Raw genomic sequence first — 18,346 nt, 5'->3', positions numbered from 1 at the left:
ATTTTGAGATTATCTTTTGAATTTTTTCCTGGGACTTAGGCTGGTATGAAATACAGCATAAATAACTACTTCGTGCTTAATAATTTCAAATACCAAAACATAAGGAAATTTTTTTAGGATAATTTGCCTGAAATTTTTCCGAATTTTAGCATACGCAATAGGCCATGCTTCCAACTTGTCATAACAATTATCCAGTTCCTTTAAAAATAATTCACCTAAACCGGGTTGTTGCAATTCATACCAAACATAAGCGTCCCTTGCCATATCTACGGCTTTCGGCTTAATAACAATTTGGTACATTATCCCTTAATGAGTTGCCGGGCCTGTTCCCTATTATATGATTGAGTTTTGCCAGCAAGGTGCAACTCGCGTTCGTTTTCCAATATTTTATATTGTTCATCGGTTAAAGCAAAATCGCTTTCTAACCCAATATCATCCTTCAATAAAGTGTAAATAGCTTTAATCTTATCATCTTCGGCATGGGCCAGGTAGTCCAATACTATTTTGCGAATGGTTGTGGCAGTCATATCTGTACCTTTAAAACAAATTTAAGATATTAGCACCAAAATAAAAACATTGCCAATTGTAAATATTGATCTAAATACCTAAACATGCCTACCATCCTCATCAAACAAGCCACTATAGTTAACGAAGGCCTCCAATACGTTGCCGATATTTTAGTTAAAGATGGCTTGATATACCAAATTGCGCCATCAATAAACACCCTGGCTGATACCGAAATTAACGCCGAAGGTTTGCACCTGCTACCAGGCTGTATTGACGATCAGGTGCATTTTCGCGAACCGGGTTTAACACATAAGGGCAATATTTTTACCGAATCGCGGGCTGCCGTAGCTGGGGGTATTACATCGTTTATGGAGATGCCCAATACTGTACCCAATGCTTTAACACAGCAGTTATTAGCTGATAAATATAACATTGCAGCGCAAACTTCGCTGGCCAATTACTCCTTTTTTATGGGAGCCAGTAATGATAATTTAGACGAGGTTTTGCGTACCGACGCTGCCAATGTTTGCGGCATTAAGGTTTTTATGGGTTCATCCACCGGTAATATGCTGGTTGATAACCCTCAAACCTTAGAAAGGTTGTTTACCGAAACACCCATGCTTATTGCTACGCATTGCGAAGACGAGGCAACCATTAAAAGTAACCTCAACCATTTTAAACAATTACTTGGCGACAATATACCGGTAAGATTGCACCCAAAAATACGAAGTGCCGAAGCTTGCTATCTGTCGTCAAGCATGGCGGTGGAAATGGCTAAAAAGCATAATACGCGCTTGCATATCCTGCATATCTCCACCGAAAGGGAAACGCATTTATTTGACAACAGCATCCCGCTAAAGGATAAAAAAATTACTGCCGAGGCGTGCGTACACCACCTTTGGTTTAGCGATGCTGATTACGAAACTAAAGGCAACCTGATAAAATGGAACCCGGCGGTTAAAACCCTCGCCGACCGCGATGCTATTTTAGCCGCTTTGCTGGATGGCCGTATTGATATTATTGCTACCGACCACGCGCCACATACCGCAGAAGAAAAGTCAAAAACATACTTAGAAGCACCATCCGGCGGGCCATTGGTACAACACGCCTTACCCGCCGTTTTAGAAATGCACCACCAAGGCAAGCTAACCTTAGAACAAGTGGTTGAAAAGATGGCCCACAACCCCGCTATATGTTTTAATGTACAAAAACGCGGCTTCATTCGCGAAGGCTATTGGGCCGATTTGGTTTTGGTGAACCTCAACCTGCCCTGGACGGTTAATAAGCAAAACATCCTATACAAATGTGGCTGGAGCCCATTCGAAGGGCAAGAGTTTCGCTCAAACATTACGCATACTGTGGTATCGGGTAATTTGGTTTATGAACGCGGGAAGTTGTTTGACGAGATTATGGGGCAGAGGCTAACCTTTGGTGCATATCGGCTATGAGCCTTTGGATAATTGATTAAACTTATTTAAGTTTGATTACCAATACATTAAAAACCAAATTAACATGAAAAAGTACCTTTTATTATTTGTGATGGCGCTATCAATGAGTGCCGCCTTTGCAATAAACAAAATTGGCGACGGGCCAACACTAACAGGTTACATTGGCGATGCCATGTGCGCTGCTAAAGGCAAAGCCAACACGGCAGAGCATGCCGCATGTGCAGCCAAATGCATTAAAGGCGGATCGGCAGCGGTGCTGGTTGTTGGCGATAAAGTTTATAAAATATCCAACCAAAAAGAGGTAACCAAATATGCCGGCAAAAAGGTAACCGTAGAAGGCAAAGTTACCGACGACACTATTGAAGTTACCAAAGTAACCGAAGTAAAGGCATAATTTGTTAATGTGCAGATGAGTAAATGTGCAGGTGTGCAGATTTACTTTTTAATAATGATATAAACGATAGAGGCGATGTGGTTTTTGCCACATCGCCTCTATTTATTAATTTGCACACTTGCACATTAACTCATTCGCACATTTAGATCACGCTCCTTTTTTCCACTTAATTGAGCAGCCAATGGCCTTAGTAGTATTGGTTTCAATAGTTTTACTAATTAGCAGGGCGTTAACTGCGGCTTCAACATATTTAATGCGCGCAGGGTTTGTTCCTTCGGTATCGTTATCAATAGCACCTATGTATTTTACCACATTACCTATTGTTGTTCTTTGCAGCACGTAAACATGTGGCGTTGCCTTAGCACCGTAGGCACGGGTTACATCCTGAGTTTCGTCAATAGTATACGGAAAGGTGTATTTCTTCTCGGCAGCAAGCTTTTTCATATTGTCGAATGAGTCTTGTGGTTCGCTCACCGGGTCGTTAGGGCTAATAGCAATAACCGGGTAGCCTTTAGGCGCATACATTTTATCAAGGTCCATAATGCGGCTTTCGTAAGCTTTGGCATATGGGCAATGGTTGCAGGTAAATACCACAATGTAACCCTTTGCCGATTTATAATCGGCCAGCGATACCATTTTACCATCAACATTTTTCAGTTTAAAATCGGCAGCAACATCGCCAACTTTGTAACCCGTGTTATCTGCTGTTTTAAAAGCTGTTAAACCGATAGCGGCAAACAGCAATACGGCCAAAATTTTTTTCATGATTTTTTTGTTATTTATTGGTTTGGTATAATTTATTTAATTCGTTAAAAGTAAACTCCCGCTCATAAAACTCACGGAAATGTTTTTTTGTATTGACCACTAAAGTACCCGGCAAAGCTCCACTCCATTTTTTATCAATAGCATCAATAAAGTCCTGGTCGCTGGGCTTGTCAGCCAAATATACTTCGCTTATCAACTTACGCGTTTTGGCAAAAGCATTAACCTCGTTTAGTTTCGATTTAAAATCCATACTTATCAACAACACTTTTACCGGCTTGTTTTTGTAAGCCTGCTGTAGCTCATCGAAATTTGGCAATTCCTTAACACATGGGCCGCACCAGGTTGCCCAAAAGTTAACTATATAAACCGTATCGGGGTTGCTTACCCTTTTTTCCAGTTGTTGTATATTGAGCAAATGCACAGTTTTGCTTTGGGCCACTGCACAAAGGCTAACTAATGCAAACAGTATAGTAAAAACAGATGCCTTATAATTCATTTTGTAATTTAAACGCTGGCTTTGCGCATTTATGTTGCTATTTACTAAAACTTGCCGAAAAAATTTGAAATATCAAAGTAAATATCAAGCGCCACGCCCTCGGCATTAATAATGTGTAAAATGTCGTAAGGCTTTTTATTGCGATAGCTTAACGTTTGCCCCTTTACCCTACTGTTTGGATAATTGTTTTTTATCCATAAATACTCTGCCGGGTTGCCAGTACGCTCGCTAGTTTCGGCAATTACAATCGCTCTATCAAACGACGAACCATCCGCAAGTTTACTTTTTACGGCAACTGTATCCTTTTTTTGTTTTGTAGTATCTATAGTTTGTGCATGGCCAAACGCAAATACACCTGCTATTATTAAAACAGTTAAGGCAAGCTTCTTCATAAATTGCATGCAATAGTTTAACTATATAAATATCGCAATTGTATTACTTAAAAGCAATATGGCTATGCTTTAAAAAACAACGCTTTAAGTTCGGTGGCGTCTTCGGCTTTCATACGGCCTGCTAAAACCAAACGCAATTGGCGGCGGCGCAATGCACCGTCAAAATACATCAAATCCTCCTCTGTTTGGGGTATCAGTTCGGGCACGGGCACTACACGGCTATCACCATCCAGGGCAACAAAGGTATAATAAGCTTCGTTGCTCTTCACTTTAGTACCCGATGGTATATTTTGCGCCCAAACATCCAGCCTAACCTCAACCGACGTATTAAACGCCCGCGTTACCTTCGATTCGATACTGATAACATCGCCCAGTTTAACCGGATGTTTAAACGATACCGTATCTACCGACGCAGTTACCACAATACGGTTACAATGTTTTTGAGCAGCAATTGCGGCGGCAATATCCATCCAGTGCAGCAGACGCCCTCCCATTAAATTATTTAGCGTGTTGGTATCGTTGGGTAATACCAGTTCATTCATAATGGTATGCGAATCTTGCGGAGATTTTGGAGTCATTCGGCAAAAGTAATTGTTTTAACAACTATGTTAAGACAACCACCAAAATAACCCGGCGACAGAATACGTTTTTGGTTTTGAGTAGTCACCGTTTCGTTGTATTCAATAACGTATAGCCAACCAACTCTTCATACCGCGCACCGGGCCGGCGGAAGTAAACCAATATCTGATAATCATTCTCCGTTTCGTAGTACGACCCTTCAAATGCAATTTCATCCGGCACTTTGGTATTTTTATCTATCCAAATGTATTCGTAATCATATACACCTTGTTTTAAGTACAAGTCGGTATAAAAGCGAGCTCTGCCGCTGTCAAACTGCATTTTGCTTTGCTCGTTGAGTTCAAAATTATTAAACTTACCGACAATATAAGCCGCACCATCGTTATCGTTTTTATTACCTGCCAAACTAAAATAAACATGCACGTAATCGGCATCAATCTTAGGGTTTTGGCCATCCTGGTTCAGGATATAAAAATTTCCGTTATTATCGTATTGAAACGAATAAGCTGATTGATTGCGGTTAGGATCGCCCAATAAAATTACCGTATTTGCCGTATCTCGAAAGATGCGCCCTACCCTATCCGAATTCAGTTTAAGTGATCGCAGGTCGAAATGCCTAAACTCATTGCCTCCGGCAAAATCATTAGTATTCACATCATTGTAAATCAACTGGCTACCGCGTATATTGGCGGGTTGGGTGTTCATTTGAGCTTTATCTGTACGCCCGTTTTGCAGCACCAGTGCGCGAATATCGGTATTGGGGTTTTGCACCAGCAAACCGCCGTAATTAACGTTAAAATTTATTTTTTGATTGCTTTGCCGCAGCGCGTTATTATTTGATGGCTGTACACTGGCACTAATGCTAACCTTAGAATCGAGCACATAAAAACGGCGGGTTAGTACCATTTTATTCACATCGCCATCAATATAAACCTTGAGCAAATAATTGCCAGACAGTTTGGGAATGATGCTTTGGTTGGGGAAAGTAACTTCGTAATGGGTATATTTTTGAAAAGTATTGCTGGAATAGCGATAATCGGTTATGCGGTCGTCGGTAAAGCTTTGCAAGTATTCCGTTGGCGATAGTTGCGATGGGTTCCAGTTGGCATCGCAATGCTGTATGGTGTAGTTTAAATACCTTGTGCCGCCCTTTAAATCGTCGAAGGCCAGCAACAATACGTCGCTCGATTTTAAATTGATAACCGGGAACGATTGTGCCTTGCTGGTATTGTAAAACTCAACCGATTTGATGCCGGGCAGGTAAACCCGATCATCATAGGTTACCTGGGCCAAGGTGCTCGCCTTGATGAAAAACAAGATGAAGAATAACTGGATTTTTATCATGCGAGTTCGTCAATTCTTTCACTGCGTAACTATGAAAAACTAAAAATTTGTCATTGCGAGCGATAGCGTGGCAACCGCACGTAGAACAGCGAACTACCAGGGCAAATATGCCACCTGAGCGGTTGCTTCGTCCCTCGCAATGACATTTTTTATTGGCCTAAGCTTCCAGTTCTAATATTTGCCCGGCTAAAGTTTCCCACTCATCCTGTACTTTTTTAAGTTCAGCCTTTTTTTGTTGGTAAGAGGCGTTTACTTCCTTAGATTTTGCTGCATCATTATAAACACCACTTTCGGCCAGTTTGGTTTCCAGTTGCTTTACCGCTGCTTCAAGTTCGGCAACCTTTTCTTCCATTTTGGTTAAATCCTGGTTCAGCTTTTTTAACTGTTTTGATTTATCTTCGGTTGGCTGTTGCTGTTTAACAGGTTCGGGCTTTTTCTCTTCCTTTTTAGGCTGAGGCGCAGGCGTAGCAGCCTTTGGCTCCAGTTTACGTTTTGCCTGCCAGGCGTCGTACTCGGCATAGGTACCGGGGTAAATTTTGATCTTTTGATCTTCAATAAACCATATCTTATTGGCAACATTATCTAAAAAATACCTATCGTGGCTAACCACAATAAAAGTACCCTCAAATTGTAACAAAGCCTGTATCAATATATTTACCGATGCAATATCCAAGTGGTTGGTGGGCTCATCCAGTATTAAAAAGTTGGCGTCGGCGGTAAGCGCCTTGGCCAAAGCCACGCGCGATTTTTCGCCACCCGATAGTACTTTTATCTTTTTAAACACATCATCGCCAGTAAACAGGAACGAACCCAGGATAGAGCGCAGTTCGGTATCCGTCATTTTTGGTGCAAATGCCTGCAACTCCTGCAATATCTCGTTCTCCAGGTGTAACGATTCTAACTGATGCTGCGCGAAAAAAGTTTCGGTAACGTTATGGCCGGTAGTCATTTTACCTTCAAAATTCCTATCGGCATCGGCCACAATACGCAACAAGGTTGATTTACCCTTACCGTTTGCACCAATTAAAGCAATTTTATCACCTTTTTCAATTACAGCTTCGGCATCATCTAAAATATCTATGGCAGGGTATTTTTTGGTGATATTCTCTAAAGTTATCACGTGCCTGCCAGATTGCTTGGAGAAACGGAAACTAAAGTTAACCTCGGGGTTATCATCATCAACATCTTCAACACGCTCCAGTTTATCCAACATTTTAATACGCGACTGCGCCATTTTTGCTTTGGATGCCTTAGCACGGAAACGCTCAATTAGCTTCTCTTCCTGCTTAATTTTAGCTTGCTGGTTTTTAAACTCGCCTTTTTGTATCTCGCCACGCAAAGCTTTTTCTTCCAGGTAGAAGGAGTAATTACCCGCATAAACGGTAAGCTTACCCTTGCGCGACTCAACTGTGCGGTTAATAACCTTGTCTAAAAACCACCTATCGTGCGATACAATAACTACCGCACCTTCAAACGATCTCAAATAATCTTCCAGCCATTGTATCGATGGTAAATCAAGGTGATTGGTAGGCTCATCCAGCAATAAAATATCCGGAGCCTGTAAAAGTATTTTAGCCAGCATTACCCGCATACGCCAGCCTCCCGAAAAGGTAGCTAACTTGCGGTGGGTATCAGCTTCGGTAAAACCTAAACCGGCTAAAATTTCGTGGGCCTTATATTCAATATTGTAACCATCTAAGGTTTCAAACTCTACTTGTTTGTCGCTTAGTTTATGCAATAAATCTTCCGAGTAATCGGTTTCCAGTTTTTGCAGCAAAGTTTCAATTTCGGTATGCAATTGATTTTGGCGTTCAAAGGCCTCCATTGCCACGTGCAGTATGCTTTTATCTGATGCGTACGACAGCAGATCCTGGTTAAGGTAACCCATAGCCAGGTCCTTAGCTTTTGATATGGTGCCCGATGTAGGTTTATAGTCGCCTACAATAATTTTCAATAAAGTGGTTTTTCCGGTTCCGTTGGCGCCAATCAGGCCAATTTTCTCACCGGGTTTAATATGCCAGTTGGCTTCATCGTAAAGGGCCCTTGCACCAATCTCGAACGTAAGGTTATTAATCGCAATCATTTGCCGCAAAGGTACGTATTTGCCCCCTAACCCCCTAAAGGGCGAACACAATTTTACAAATTACTGCATTTGAACTGTTTATAAGGTTTGAGGATTGCCCAACTCTAATATCCTGTCAAACTCTTCCTGTTTTAGCAGCATTACCGATAAGCGGCCCTGGCGCACCAAACTAATGTTAGCCAATTGCGGGTCGGCTTTAATGGTTTCGAGCGTTACTGCTTTTTTCAAGGTCTCCACGGGCGACAAATCAACCACTACCCAGTTTTTATCATCGGTAGTAGGGTCCTGGTAGCTTTCTTTTACAACTTTGGCTATTCCCACCACCTCCTTACCATCGTTACTATGGTAAAATAAAACCAAATCGCCTTCGCGCATATCGCGCAGGTTATTACGCGCCTGGTAATTACGAACGCCATCCCAAAAGGTGCGGCCATCCTGATTAAATTTTTCCCAGCTATATTTTACAGGTTCACTTTTTACGAGCCAAAAGGATGTGTTTTTCATATCGTAAAGGCTGTTTTTAGGGGTTCAGGTGTCAAAAAAGGTGTCAAAAAAGGTGTCAAAATCATATAAAAAAAGTGTCAAAATCAATATAAAAAAAATTAAAAATGATATGTCTGATTGACAGGGCTCCATTACTGAACTATATTTACATTATCAATTCAGTATAAGAGTACTGTTTAAAAAAAAGCCTATCGAGTTTTTTTCGATATATCGAAATTCTGATAAACGAAGGTTCAATTTAACATTACTATGAAACAGATAAAATCGCAAAAAGAGGATTCAATCCTTATTCAATCGTGGTCAACTTACGATTTCAAGTTATTTCCCGGCAGTAAAAGTACAAAGCCATACCTGCATTTTCAATTTTTAAATCCCAAAACCAATAAAGAAGAACGTCAACGCAAGTTAGCAGGGCTTAAAAAAGGTGAAAGTATTAGCGTATTGAAAAAACAAGCAAAAGAGATGGTACCAGCGTTGATACATCTTTTATCAAACGGTTGGAACCCTATTGAAAATACCTTCAATGATTTACCAATAACTCCATTATCAACTATTCAGGAGTGTATAGCCTACTGGTTGAAAGAGCGTGAAATAAAGGTTTCAAATAACGCAATGAAACCTAAAGGATTAAAGACAAACGGGTATTTGATGGATTACTTTACAAAATGGCTAACAGAAAAAAAATACTTATTTCGTAAAGCAAACACATTTACTCAAATTGACATTGATAATTTCTTGCAAAAAACAAGTCAAGAACGCAAATGGGGTAAGGTTACTTACAACTGCTACAGACAGGATTTAGGTACATTTTTTAACTTTTTGTTAACCCTAAAAATTATTTCTGAGAATCCAGTCAATTTAACCAAAAAGAAGAGCACCAAAAAAGATTCTTCGCGGTTCAAAATTTATGAAGAAGACGAATTAAAGAACGTAGTGGAGTTATTAAGGAAAGATGCACGCTATTTGGGGTTATATATCGCAACAAAATTTATTTTCCACTATAATATCCGCCCTATCGAATTAACGCGAATACAGGTATCAGACATTGATTTCTCTAAACGAATTTTAACATTAGCACCAGAAAAAACTAAAAATGGGGATGAAGCAGTTTTCAAACTAAATGACGAAACGTTTATTCTTTTAGATGATTTGGTTGCCGATCAACCACCTGATTTTTTTGTATTCGGTCATAAATGCAAGCCATCCAGACTACAAATCCATCAAGATTATTTTGGTCAAAAATGGCGTTCATTTCGCGAAGATTATAATCTTTCAAGTCACTTAAAACTTTACGCGCTAAAACATTCGAGTAATTACTATGATTTAGAGGGAGGTGTAAGTTTTGAAGAAATACGCCAACGCAACCGACATAGCAGTTTACAAGTTACCACGCTATATATTAGAGAAAGGTTGAATAAAAACCAAATAAAAGCATCAGGTAGTTTAAAATTTTAATACCAGCCCCTTTGATTAGGGGCTTTTTGATTGAAATCAATTTAGAAAATAATAAATTAGCTAAATGGAAGACATACTATCACAGTTACTGGCCGGGATTCAGAATATACAAAGCGACATTGCAACTATTAAACGGGATATTGAAAAAATAAATTCCCGTTATAATTATTTAGATGATAAACCATCTGAAAAAAAACCAACAAAAAAGCAAAGGGAATTGGCAGAACTAAATCAAATGCGCCACGAAGCACATCTGAGGGTAATTAACCGCATTCACAAATCCAAATAAAAAATGCATTCAAATTAAATGAGGGTATATTTTATTGGAGAAAAGAATTGATTTTATCCCATTTTGCCCCGGTTTTAACTGAATGAAGCACTTTTTGTGAGGGCAAAAAACAGCTAATTTTTAAAAAAAAAGACAAAAAGGGACAAAATCCCAAATGTAACAATTCGGGATAATCGCAATTGTCAATAATTTTTCCTGATTGCTGTTCTTTTCCGATTTGTAATCTATTTTGTAATTTATTCTTTTGTTCGCTGAAACCTGTTCAAATTTGAGAAAGCAAAATTATGGAGCATTTCAAAAAACAAATAACAATTGGGTCGAACACCTACAATGTGGAGGCATTTTGGAGAACCCCCGGAAATGATTTGACAAATGAGGAAATATCGTTTGTAATCGATAGGGAACCAGTTGACCTTGAATTGATAGAAGGTTTATGGGAAAGAACTAACCCTATTAAAGAGCAATTCCCGGAAAGTCTTTATCAACAAGTTGGAACGGCTGCAAGTGTTTTTTATCAGAAACAGGAAGGTAGCGAAAATAAAATTTCAGATGAATCAGAATTATCCGATAAAGAAATCAACTCATTAGGCAAACAATTGGCAGCCGAAAGTAGAAAAAAACGTGATTCAACGGACTAAAAAGTAAATTAACCCACCGATTGTAACTAAACCACCGATTTTCAATCCCAAATTCTTTTTCTTTTCCTGAATCTCATAGGATTGAAGATTTGACACTGTCACATATTTGTTTTGATTTTCTACCGAAACAACGATACTATTAGATTTGAATAAGCCATTAGAACGCTCCTTAGCCACAATTACATATTTATCATATACTTTAAGCCCTAAGCTAACAGAATCGTTTACAACGCTTATTTTGGCATCATATAGCCCCGGTACATTAATATCTTTTGATAGCCTATAGGTTAATTTTCCGGTGGTATCTTTTACTATATAAACAGTATCAGCTTTAACAATAGTATCAATTTTGGTTAGGGTTGAAAAGCTTTTGTAAGAATGTATACCATCAGTAGCTTTTACGGTTTGGTAAGCTACAGCATCTTTTTCTTTAAGTACTGCAAGTACATCGTCTTTAGTACCTGTGAATAGCAATTTGCTTGCACCTGATGCACCGTTTTTGGTACGGTAAAGTACACAAGTGTCTTGCAAAGCCTTTATCTGGTTAGCCTTTAAAGCTATAACCTGATGCTGATGATAAGCATAATATCCTAATGTTATGGCGGCAAAAAATGCAATAACCAAAAGAAAATAAAAGTTGCGTTTATAATTAAGCATTGGTTTTATCTCCCTTACTTTCTTTTAGCTTTGAATCAAAAAAACTCATAACCTTATCTTTAATCATAACCCATAAATCAATACCTGTGATGGTACTGATATTTTCAATGTTGGATTGAAATTCTATCAAAATGATGTAACCGCCCACCAATCGGGCAAGGTATAAGGCGGTAGCACTAAAAAGCGTTATATCAACCTGAAACGCAATAAATACAGCTATGGAGTAGAAAACAAATTTGATGACGCTATCCCTCATTCTTTTTGAGGTAACAGCCTCTTTGATTTTAACGGCTTTGGTTATTCCGGTAATTAAATCGCATACCAAAAGGATATAAATAGTATATAATAGCGGGTGTACTGGTGTTAAAAAAACCAGAAAAAGCATAGCATATTTACCAGCGAAAGACCATAAGCCATTCAAAAAATTAGTGAGATAGTTCATTTTATATTTAGTGGTTAGGGTTTTCATTGTTAATCGCTTTAAAAAATAAATCAGCTTCCATTTTTCTACGTTTGGTTAATACATCATTGGCTATACCTTGTACTTTATTCCATTTGGCAAAGTCCAATCTTATTTCGGTTTCAGAAGCCTTACTATTGATTGCAGTTAATAATGATGAATGTTCAACACCTCCGGTACCAACATTAAATGCAAAAGATACCAGCGCATTAAATTGATTTTGATTGATAGGTACTTTAACAGCTTTGGTAACAGCCTTTTCAAAATCAGCCACAACCAAATCAAATAGCTGATAACATTCCTGCATTGTACGGCTATCCCCAATTTTAACTTTTGAACCATCACTATAATATGTGCAGCCTACACAAATGGTAGGTACACCACCAGAATCTTTATATGCTTTTAACCTGATACCTTCCTGATTGAAAATAAATTTCTTCCCGTTTTCGTCTAACTTCATCTATCCGGGGAATAGGATATTTGAATAAAAAAGCCATCAGGATTTACCCCAATGGCTTGTCATAGTTAGAACTTTAGTTATTATTAACCATACTTTGCTACACAGCTAAACTCAGTTAAGCAGCTATTTATTAGCTATACTTAGACACGTTGTTGTTATAGTCTAACAACACTTGTGCAGCAGCATTTTTACCTGATACCAATAGATTTTCACCATAAATACGGTAGGTATAACCTTTGAAATACGGCAACCTGCATAAGCCTAAGTTATCGGCGGCAACTAAGCCAACTGATGGTACAGCCGTTGCTACAGCCACCCCATTTATAAATAGCGTCAACAAGGTATTAGTAATATTAACAGCCATTTGTACGGGTACATTTACAGGTAACGTGTAACTAAAATAAGTCACGTTAGAACCGAAACGAATTGATAAGATGTTACCAGCAGCTTCAAAAGACCATTGCGCATTATTGTAGGTGTTACCTGAGTTTGTGGCTTTTCTAAAAAATACGGTTGAACCTGTATCATAACCAGTAGGTAACTTTATCCAATCAATGATTAAAGCATTGGGCGAAGCATCGGCACCAATACTATAGTTTGCACCCAATTCAATTGATGATGAACCAGCACCGCCAGTATAGCCCGGCATATAAATACCGCCGCCACCATAGGTTAAGCCGCCATTGGTACCACTAATTGTAGCACCGGATAAACCGTCAATCAAATTGACAAAAGTATCAGTAATGACGGGATTTGCCTGTTTAGGCCAACACCAACTGTTACTGAAATCGAATAAGAACTTAGAACCGCTATTTACAATAGCATCTCTGTATAATTTTGGAAGTGTAGCATCAGTAAATGCAACTCCGGGTAATTTGTGTATTAAACTCATTTTATTTGTGTTTTATATTTTTTTGAAGATTACCAATTTTTAAATAATAAGAAATCTTTTATTGCTTGCGCTACTATGCCATATCCGGCTGTATTCAAATGGACTGCATCACTTCTTAATGAAGTTGGAACTATATCGTTGGTGTGGTCAATTACATCCTGTGCTTGACTTGAATCATAGCTTCTTATCAATAATTGCCTTACATCAATAAAATTATCAGGATAGGCATCTCTAAGAGCTTGATTAGTCTGTATGATATAATTGTAACCTGTACCGCCCGAACTTCCGGCATTAGCACCAAGTACAGACATCACTAAAAACCTTTTATTAACAGCTTTGGTAAATGCTACCATTGCTGCGGTATTGGTTAAAGTATCGGTAACACCACTACTTGACCGGGGGTCGTTTTGTCCTGCCCAAAAAATCAAAGTATTGTTTTGTTGTGCCGTACCATCAGGGATAAAATATACCTGATTTTCTGTTGCTATATTTGAACCGTTTAGTGTTCTGGTAAAAGTGTATGTTCCATCACTTAAACGTGCCAATGTGCCTTTGATACGGAATAATGAACCCGTTATAGTTCTATTAATCTGCATTATATTAGCGTTGGCGGGTGTTACCACGGTAGCACCAGAAGCATTGATTGTATTTGCTGTAATGGTACAAAGTACATTGATACCGCCTTGCCTGAATGCAATTTGGGGCGAAGTATCACCACCTACACCGTTATTATAAATATTTCTACCATCAGCAAGTAAAGCGGCTAATTGAGTAGCATAAGCAACACCACCAGCACCTTGTGTTAAGCTATCACCCCAACAAGAAATATCCCTTGCTGATGTTAAAGCGGCTAACTGAGCTGATATGTTACTGTTCAATAATGATGTTAAATCTTGTCCGCTAACTAAAACGTGCCCTGCCTGATTGATACCTAACGGAATTTTTAAATTGCTATCAACGATACCCCACTGGTACCCGGATTCAGGTTGCCAAGCGAAATCATTACTTTCAATTGCTGTAATACGTGAATTGTAAGTTGATAGTGTAGAGCTAAGACTTTGACCTTTTAAAATCAAATTACCCGCCAAATCAATACCCATCGCAACTTTTAAATTAGTATCGCAAACACCCCACACATAACCACTTTCATTTTGCCAAGCGAAATCATAATTTTCAAGTGTAGAAATGGAGGTATCTAAATCGGGATGCTTCGGCGTACCAACCTTACCAGCTTTATCAATTGTAAAAGCCAAATTATTGTTACTGTCTACAACTGCATAAGCGTATGCGCTACTATCATAGCCTAATGGTCTGATTGCATCAGTTTCTGCTTTGGTATAAAAAGATAAACGTGGTGTCCATTTGGTGCTTACTCCGGGTACATCTGTTGATGTGGTTGCCGATAGGGCTACCCAATCCATCCCGTTATAATTTACCTGCGTGCCATAGGTATAGGTAGATGCTGACCAACTGGTAATTGGGGTTTGAATAACCTGTGATTGAGAAATTGACCAAGCCGTACCGTTCCAACTGATAACCGCAATTGAATTTGAATTAACAACAACGTTGCCGAAGTTGGTATAAGTACCTGCTTGTGATGCTATCCAAAAAACAGCAGTTGAACCAGTAACAGGTGTATCTGTAGGTACAGCAGTGCCTTTAAAGTTGGCATTACCGAATGCTACAATTTGTGATGTTTTTAACGGAGTCATATAGGCCGTATCATCACTACCCGCTAAAGCTTGCGCACCTGTAGCTTTTGATAGTATATCTAATTTTGTGGCTAATGATGCAGCTAAGGAATCATTATCAGAAGCAGCACCGCCCAAAGTTTTGAAAGTAACTGCACTTAAACTTTCAATTGTAGTTTTTGTAAGGTTTGCCAAATCGGTAAAAGTATTACCAACCGTAGAACCTAATATAGATTTCGGTGCAGTTTGACTTGTTATATTGTGGGTTACACCGCTTAAAAAATTTGAAATATCCATTTACCTGTTTTGCAGGTAATAGGGTATTAAGTATAATTAAATTAACGGTATGGCATCAGGGTTCATTTCCCTTGTTTGACGGATTGAGGCTATAAAAACAATACCGGATTGTCTATCCCCGGCAACCTCGCTAAAGTTTTGCATATCAACCGAATTGTAGTCAAGATAGAAATCAAAGAAATCATCATCACCAAAACAGGTTATAAAATCATCGGCTATTCTTTGGCAATCGCTCCAAATTTCATCACATAATTGAAAATTGTTCGCATCTTCAATATCGGCAATCATAATTTTAAATCGGTTTATTATCTCTTTACCTATAATGGAGGTATTGCCTACTGGTTGTATCTGTACAACCCTATACTTAATATCAGGATATGCAGCAAAATCAAAATCATCAGTATAGTAAACACTGCCAACCATATAATGACTTTTAAAGAAATCAACAATAATTGTTTTTAACTGGTTCAGGCTTTTCATTAATAACCCCTTCTTATATATCCCCTGTACAGTCCGGTTTTTGATGCTAAACTTTCAAAGAAATCTTCAACATTAATCTGATTATCGGGAATGAACCAACCAGTACTGTCACCAGTCGTATCAATTATATCACTTACATCTTCTTTTAAGTCAACTGCTAAGTGATTAACCAATCTGAGTTTATAATTATCAAATTTGGTATCGTAATTATTTTTGACATACTCCAATTCTGTACTCTGCAAAGAAGCTACGCTACTGTCCGTTAACCTGTTTATACCTTTATTGGTAATCTTATAGTGGAGTGGAATAAAACCATAAGATAGCGTACCGTATATTAAAAACGGTTTGATATAATCCGTTAACAGTTCCAAATTAGTTTCACTAATGGTATAACCTGAAATGGTTGAGGCTGATAATACTTCATTAGCAATTGATTGATATAAGTCTTTACCCAATATTGGCTTTAGTTCAAATTCCTGTACCTCCCAAATTGTATTGGATAAAATTTTAGAATCTACGTGTGCTTCAATTACGCTGTTATCTTTTAATTGCTGTTCTGATAAAAATAAAACCTTACTCACTGTCTACCTCTCCCTCTTTATTTAAAATTACACTCACAGCGTCCCAATTATGCCTACAATAAGGTGTTGTTACATTGCTATTGGGATTGTGGTAAAACCCGCCTCTATAGTCAAAAATTGAATAGCCAAAGGCCGCGCTCATTAGTTCTATATCTTCTCTGGTATAGTAATTATCAAGCTTCATCAGTTTAGCACAAAATGGTCTGTTCTTATCATCCATCGGCCCCGAATACTCATACCTTACTTCAACCCTTTTGATGTTTTCCAAACTATTTTCGTTTGGTTTAACTGTTATCTTACCATCGGTAGTTTCGTGGTTAACAACCCCGGAATCCTTTAAATCTTTTACGATGGTGCGTATTTCTTCGGCTGTAACTGTTATACCTAATTCCTTGCGGATAATCGCTTTAATCTGTGATGCTGTTTGATTTCTGATACCGTGGGTTAAAATATAATCCGCTATATCCTTATTATCATCAAAAGCTAATTCAATTGCTTTAACATCGCTAAAATTTTGAATAGAATAACTTAATTTCTTTAAAGTGGTAAACTCTGATTTACCCTTTCCCAAATGTTTAACCTTGTCAAAATCAGCATCATTCAAGTGGTGGTAAACCACATCAGAAAACTTGTTATTGGTTGAACTTACATTAGCTGGCTTAATTGCTATCGGGGCTACTGGTGAACCTGTGGGTGTTACATCAGGTATTTGTCCGGTAATGGTCGGTTCAGCCGTTGGTACAGGTTTTACCTCATCAACAAGCCTGTTACCATTTTCTATTTCCGGTAAACCTGCTTCTTTTCTTATCTCATTGATAGTATAAACCTTTTCCTTTAACTGGTCTGATAAAGTAGAAGCGAACAACGAACCGTTATCTTTAAATTCCATTGTCTCCATCCCGGCATCAGCAAATAATTTATTTAAAGCTGTTTCTAATTCATTTCTTCTACCTACTACATATAAGTTCTTAAAAATTTCATAAGCTTGTTCTAACTCAGTGGTGTTGCCTAACTGGCCTTCGGTTTTCATACCGAATAAAGCAGGGCTAACCACACTGTGAGCAAACATTATATCATCAAGTGTATCCTTTTTAAGCTGTTCGTATTGCTTGTAAAAATCAGGGCTTGTTAAATTTTTAACATCGGGTGCCGTTGAACCTTCGTTTTGAAAACCAACTATCATTTTTTGCCCATTTGAACCGGAATAAGCATCTTTAATTTTCCTATCCATTGTAGACTTAATTTCGGGCGTTGGTGTACCGCCGAAATAGGTAATGATAGTACTTACCGAAAAGCTATTTTTGATGTTGTTGATGTTGAATTTTCTGATTTCAATATCGGTTTCAATAGATTTTATGGCCGCGTTGTATTCGGGTACGGCATAAACATTATTGACTGATGGTGTATAAGCAGCATTGAAAAACAATTTATTTTTATAATCCTCATTTTTACCAGCCTTCCATACATCATAAGTAATCAGGTTATTATATTCAAAGAACCAATCATTTGAATACCAAAATTTAGATTTATCCCTATTTGCTCTTACTTTATGCGCCGGGATGTGATTCCATTGTATAGCCTTACCCAACTTGTTATAAACAACTTCTACAGTCCAATAATTGAATATGAGATAATCGTTTACTATTTTACCTATAAGTTGTTCAAATGTATCTGTAGGGTTAGGTTTAAAATCAACTTTAGTACCTGACTTGAAATAAAGCCCATCGCCAATTACATAATCTTTTTTGCTATTGATAACACCTTTATGAACGGGCGAACCATTGTATAATTCTAATAGAAAATTGGGATAAAGATTATCTAATCCATAGATAACAAATTGCCTATCGTTATGAGATTGCAATTGTTCTATAGGTAAGGGTGTGATATGTTGGCTAAAGTTATAAACTTCGGTATGTGTTGTATTACCTGTCATT

22 protein-coding genes are annotated in these 18,346 nt (G+C 38.2%); 5 read left to right on the top strand and 17 right to left on the bottom strand.

What is annotated here, in order from left to right; all coding sequences use genetic code 11:
- Positions 1–9: 9 nt before the first annotated feature.
- Both BDD43_RS14000 and BDD43_RS13995 read right to left on the bottom strand, forming a co-directional pair.
- Positions 10–300 (bottom strand): type II toxin-antitoxin system RelE/ParE family toxin, encoded by a 291-nt coding sequence (locus BDD43_RS14000; protein WP_121198265.1) that lies wholly within the window; start codon positions 298–300, stop codon positions 10–12.
- Positions 300–527 carry a hypothetical protein gene (locus tag BDD43_RS13995; RefSeq protein ID WP_121198264.1) on the bottom strand — a complete coding sequence of 76 codons (228 nt, stop codon included), beginning with the start codon at positions 525–527 and terminating at the stop codon, positions 300–302. Before BDD43_RS13995 ends, BDD43_RS14000 begins: the two co-directional genes overlap by 1 nt.
- Before the next feature lie 84 nt (positions 528–611).
- On the opposite strand from BDD43_RS13995, the gene BDD43_RS13990 reads away from it, so the two are divergent.
- On the top strand, positions 612–1,955 hold the full coding sequence (locus tag BDD43_RS13990) for a dihydroorotase (RefSeq protein WP_121198263.1): 1,344 nt from the start codon (positions 612–614) through the stop codon (positions 1,953–1,955).
- 64 nt (positions 1,956–2,019) lie between these two features.
- Positions 2,020–2,349 carry a hypothetical protein gene (locus BDD43_RS13985; protein ID WP_121198262.1) on the top strand — a complete coding sequence of 110 codons (330 nt, stop codon included), beginning with the start codon at positions 2,020–2,022 and terminating at the stop codon, positions 2,347–2,349.
- 147 nt (positions 2,350–2,496) lie between these two features.
- Here the strand turns inward: BDD43_RS13985 and BDD43_RS13980 are convergent, their stop codons facing one another.
- The 7 genes from BDD43_RS13980 to BDD43_RS13950 all read right to left on the bottom strand — a co-directional run bounded on the left by BDD43_RS13980 (position 2,497) and on the right by BDD43_RS13950 (position 8,512).
- The gene (locus BDD43_RS13980) at positions 2,497–3,114 is read right to left on the bottom strand and encodes a thioredoxin family protein (RefSeq protein WP_121198261.1); all 618 of its coding nucleotides are present in this window, start codon (positions 3,112–3,114) and stop codon (positions 2,497–2,499) included.
- Between the two features lie 10 nt (positions 3,115–3,124).
- Positions 3,125–3,610 carry a TlpA family protein disulfide reductase gene (locus tag BDD43_RS13975; RefSeq protein ID WP_121198260.1) on the bottom strand — a complete coding sequence of 162 codons (486 nt, stop codon included), beginning with the start codon at positions 3,608–3,610 and terminating at the stop codon, positions 3,125–3,127.
- 44 nt (positions 3,611–3,654) lie between these two features.
- Positions 3,655–4,002, bottom strand: coding sequence for an adenosylhomocysteinase (locus BDD43_RS13970; RefSeq protein ID WP_147425639.1), 348 nt, complete (start codon positions 4,000–4,002; stop codon positions 3,655–3,657).
- Positions 4,003–4,064: 62 nt separating this feature from the next.
- Positions 4,065–4,580 (bottom strand): acyl-CoA thioesterase, encoded by a 516-nt coding sequence (locus tag BDD43_RS13965; RefSeq protein WP_121198258.1) that lies wholly within the window; start codon positions 4,578–4,580, stop codon positions 4,065–4,067.
- Positions 4,581–4,665: 85 nt separating this feature from the next.
- Positions 4,666–5,925 carry a type IX secretion system plug protein gene (locus BDD43_RS13960; RefSeq protein WP_121198257.1) on the bottom strand — a complete coding sequence of 420 codons (1,260 nt, stop codon included), beginning with the start codon at positions 5,923–5,925 and terminating at the stop codon, positions 4,666–4,668.
- Positions 5,926–6,082: 157 nt separating this feature from the next.
- Entirely contained in the window at positions 6,083–8,008 is a 1,926-nt protein-coding gene (locus tag BDD43_RS13955) for an ABC-F family ATP-binding cassette domain-containing protein (protein ID WP_121198256.1), read from the bottom strand.
- Positions 8,009–8,086: 78 nt separating this feature from the next.
- A complete protein-coding gene (locus BDD43_RS13950; RefSeq protein ID WP_121198255.1) occupies positions 8,087–8,512 on the bottom strand; it encodes an EVE domain-containing protein in 426 nt (141 codons plus the stop codon).
- A gap of 249 nt (positions 8,513–8,761) precedes the next feature.
- On the opposite strand from BDD43_RS13950, the gene BDD43_RS13945 reads away from it, so the two are divergent.
- From BDD43_RS13945 to BDD43_RS13935, 3 genes are all read left to right on the top strand, one after another.
- Positions 8,762–9,967, top strand: coding sequence for a tyrosine-type recombinase/integrase (locus BDD43_RS13945; protein WP_121198254.1), 1,206 nt, complete (start codon positions 8,762–8,764; stop codon positions 9,965–9,967).
- 64 nt (positions 9,968–10,031) lie between these two features.
- Positions 10,032–10,256, top strand: a complete 225-nt coding sequence (locus tag BDD43_RS13940) for a hypothetical protein (RefSeq protein ID WP_121198253.1) — start codon at positions 10,032–10,034, stop codon at positions 10,254–10,256.
- Between the two features lie 284 nt (positions 10,257–10,540).
- Positions 10,541–10,894 carry a hypothetical protein gene (locus BDD43_RS13935; protein ID WP_121198252.1) on the top strand — a complete coding sequence of 118 codons (354 nt, stop codon included), beginning with the start codon at positions 10,541–10,543 and terminating at the stop codon, positions 10,892–10,894.
- Here the strand turns inward: BDD43_RS13935 and BDD43_RS13930 are convergent.
- The 8 genes from BDD43_RS13930 to BDD43_RS13895 form a co-directional block, all read right to left on the bottom strand.
- Positions 10,883–11,551, bottom strand: a complete 669-nt coding sequence (locus tag BDD43_RS13930) for a hypothetical protein (protein WP_121198251.1) — start codon at positions 11,549–11,551, stop codon at positions 10,883–10,885. The genes BDD43_RS13935 and BDD43_RS13930 overlap by 12 nt on opposite strands.
- Entirely contained in the window at positions 11,544–12,020 is a 477-nt protein-coding gene (locus BDD43_RS13925) for a phage holin family protein (protein ID WP_121198250.1), read from the bottom strand. The genes BDD43_RS13930 and BDD43_RS13925 overlap by 8 nt, the downstream gene beginning before the upstream one ends.
- Complete coding sequence (locus BDD43_RS13920; protein ID WP_121198249.1) at positions 12,001–12,471, bottom strand: lysozyme; 471 nt, start codon at positions 12,469–12,471, stop codon at positions 12,001–12,003. The genes BDD43_RS13925 and BDD43_RS13920 overlap by 20 nt, the downstream gene beginning before the upstream one ends.
- A 130-nt stretch (positions 12,472–12,601) precedes the next feature.
- Complete coding sequence (locus tag BDD43_RS13915; protein WP_121198248.1) at positions 12,602–13,363, bottom strand: hypothetical protein; 762 nt, start codon at positions 13,361–13,363, stop codon at positions 12,602–12,604.
- A 29-nt stretch (positions 13,364–13,392) separates the two neighbouring features.
- Complete coding sequence (locus BDD43_RS13910; RefSeq protein WP_121198247.1) at positions 13,393–15,351, bottom strand: SGNH/GDSL hydrolase family protein; 1,959 nt, start codon at positions 15,349–15,351, stop codon at positions 13,393–13,395.
- 36 nt (positions 15,352–15,387) lie between these two features.
- Positions 15,388–15,831, bottom strand: coding sequence for a hypothetical protein (locus BDD43_RS13905; RefSeq protein ID WP_121198246.1), 444 nt, complete (start codon positions 15,829–15,831; stop codon positions 15,388–15,390).
- Complete coding sequence (locus BDD43_RS13900; protein ID WP_121198245.1) at positions 15,831–16,412, bottom strand: DUF6712 family protein; 582 nt, start codon at positions 16,410–16,412, stop codon at positions 15,831–15,833. Before BDD43_RS13900 ends, BDD43_RS13905 begins: the two co-directional genes overlap by 1 nt.
- On the bottom strand, positions 16,405–18,345 hold the full coding sequence (locus BDD43_RS13895) for a phage portal protein (protein WP_121198244.1): 1,941 nt from the start codon (positions 18,343–18,345) through the stop codon (positions 16,405–16,407). The genes BDD43_RS13900 and BDD43_RS13895 overlap by 8 nt, the downstream gene beginning before the upstream one ends.
- Between the last annotated feature and the right edge of the window lies 1 nt (position 18,346).

The organism is Mucilaginibacter gracilis (genome assembly GCF_003633615.1).
Classification (GTDB): domain Bacteria; phylum Bacteroidota; class Bacteroidia; order Sphingobacteriales; family Sphingobacteriaceae; genus Mucilaginibacter; species Mucilaginibacter gracilis.
This window is presented reverse-complemented; position numbering and strand designations above follow the sequence as displayed.

Coding starts and splice junctions, on each gene's coding strand:
- BDD43_RS14000 (WP_121198265.1), bottom strand. CDS start 300: ATGTACCAAATTGTTATTAAGCCGAAAGCCGTAGATATGGCAAGGGAC.
- BDD43_RS13995 (WP_121198264.1), bottom strand. CDS start 527: ATGACTGCCACAACCATTCGCAAAATAGTATTGGACTACCTGGCCCAT.
- BDD43_RS13990 (WP_121198263.1), top strand. CDS start 612: ATGCCTACCATCCTCATCAAACAAGCCACTATAGTTAACGAAGGCCTC.
- BDD43_RS13985 (WP_121198262.1), top strand. CDS start 2,020: ATGAAAAAGTACCTTTTATTATTTGTGATGGCGCTATCAATGAGTGCC.
- BDD43_RS13980 (WP_121198261.1), bottom strand. CDS start 3,114: ATGAAAAAAATTTTGGCCGTATTGCTGTTTGCCGCTATCGGTTTAACA.
- BDD43_RS13975 (WP_121198260.1), bottom strand. CDS start 3,610: ATGAATTATAAGGCATCTGTTTTTACTATACTGTTTGCATTAGTTAGC.
- BDD43_RS13970 (WP_147425639.1), bottom strand. CDS start 4,002: ATGAAGAAGCTTGCCTTAACTGTTTTAATAATAGCAGGTGTATTTGCG.
- BDD43_RS13965 (WP_121198258.1), bottom strand. CDS start 4,580: ATGACTCCAAAATCTCCGCAAGATTCGCATACCATTATGAATGAACTG.
- BDD43_RS13960 (WP_121198257.1), bottom strand. CDS start 5,925: ATGATAAAAATCCAGTTATTCTTCATCTTGTTTTTCATCAAGGCGAGC.
- BDD43_RS13955 (WP_121198256.1), bottom strand. CDS start 8,008: ATGATTGCGATTAATAACCTTACGTTCGAGATTGGTGCAAGGGCCCTT.
- BDD43_RS13950 (WP_121198255.1), bottom strand. CDS start 8,512: ATGAAAAACACATCCTTTTGGCTCGTAAAAAGTGAACCTGTAAAATAT.
- BDD43_RS13945 (WP_121198254.1), top strand. CDS start 8,762: ATGAAACAGATAAAATCGCAAAAAGAGGATTCAATCCTTATTCAATCG.
- BDD43_RS13940 (WP_121198253.1), top strand. CDS start 10,032: ATGGAAGACATACTATCACAGTTACTGGCCGGGATTCAGAATATACAA.
- BDD43_RS13935 (WP_121198252.1), top strand. CDS start 10,541: ATGGAGCATTTCAAAAAACAAATAACAATTGGGTCGAACACCTACAAT.
- BDD43_RS13930 (WP_121198251.1), bottom strand. CDS start 11,551: ATGCTTAATTATAAACGCAACTTTTATTTTCTTTTGGTTATTGCATTT.
- BDD43_RS13925 (WP_121198250.1), bottom strand. CDS start 12,020: ATGAAAACCCTAACCACTAAATATAAAATGAACTATCTCACTAATTTT.
- BDD43_RS13920 (WP_121198249.1), bottom strand. CDS start 12,471: ATGAAGTTAGACGAAAACGGGAAGAAATTTATTTTCAATCAGGAAGGT.
- BDD43_RS13915 (WP_121198248.1), bottom strand. CDS start 13,363: ATGAGTTTAATACACAAATTACCCGGAGTTGCATTTACTGATGCTACA.
- BDD43_RS13910 (WP_121198247.1), bottom strand. CDS start 15,351: ATGGATATTTCAAATTTTTTAAGCGGTGTAACCCACAATATAACAAGT.
- BDD43_RS13905 (WP_121198246.1), bottom strand. CDS start 15,831: ATGAAAAGCCTGAACCAGTTAAAAACAATTATTGTTGATTTCTTTAAA.
- BDD43_RS13895 (WP_121198244.1), bottom strand. CDS start 18,345: ATGACAGGTAATACAACACATACCGAAGTTTATAACTTTAGCCAACAT.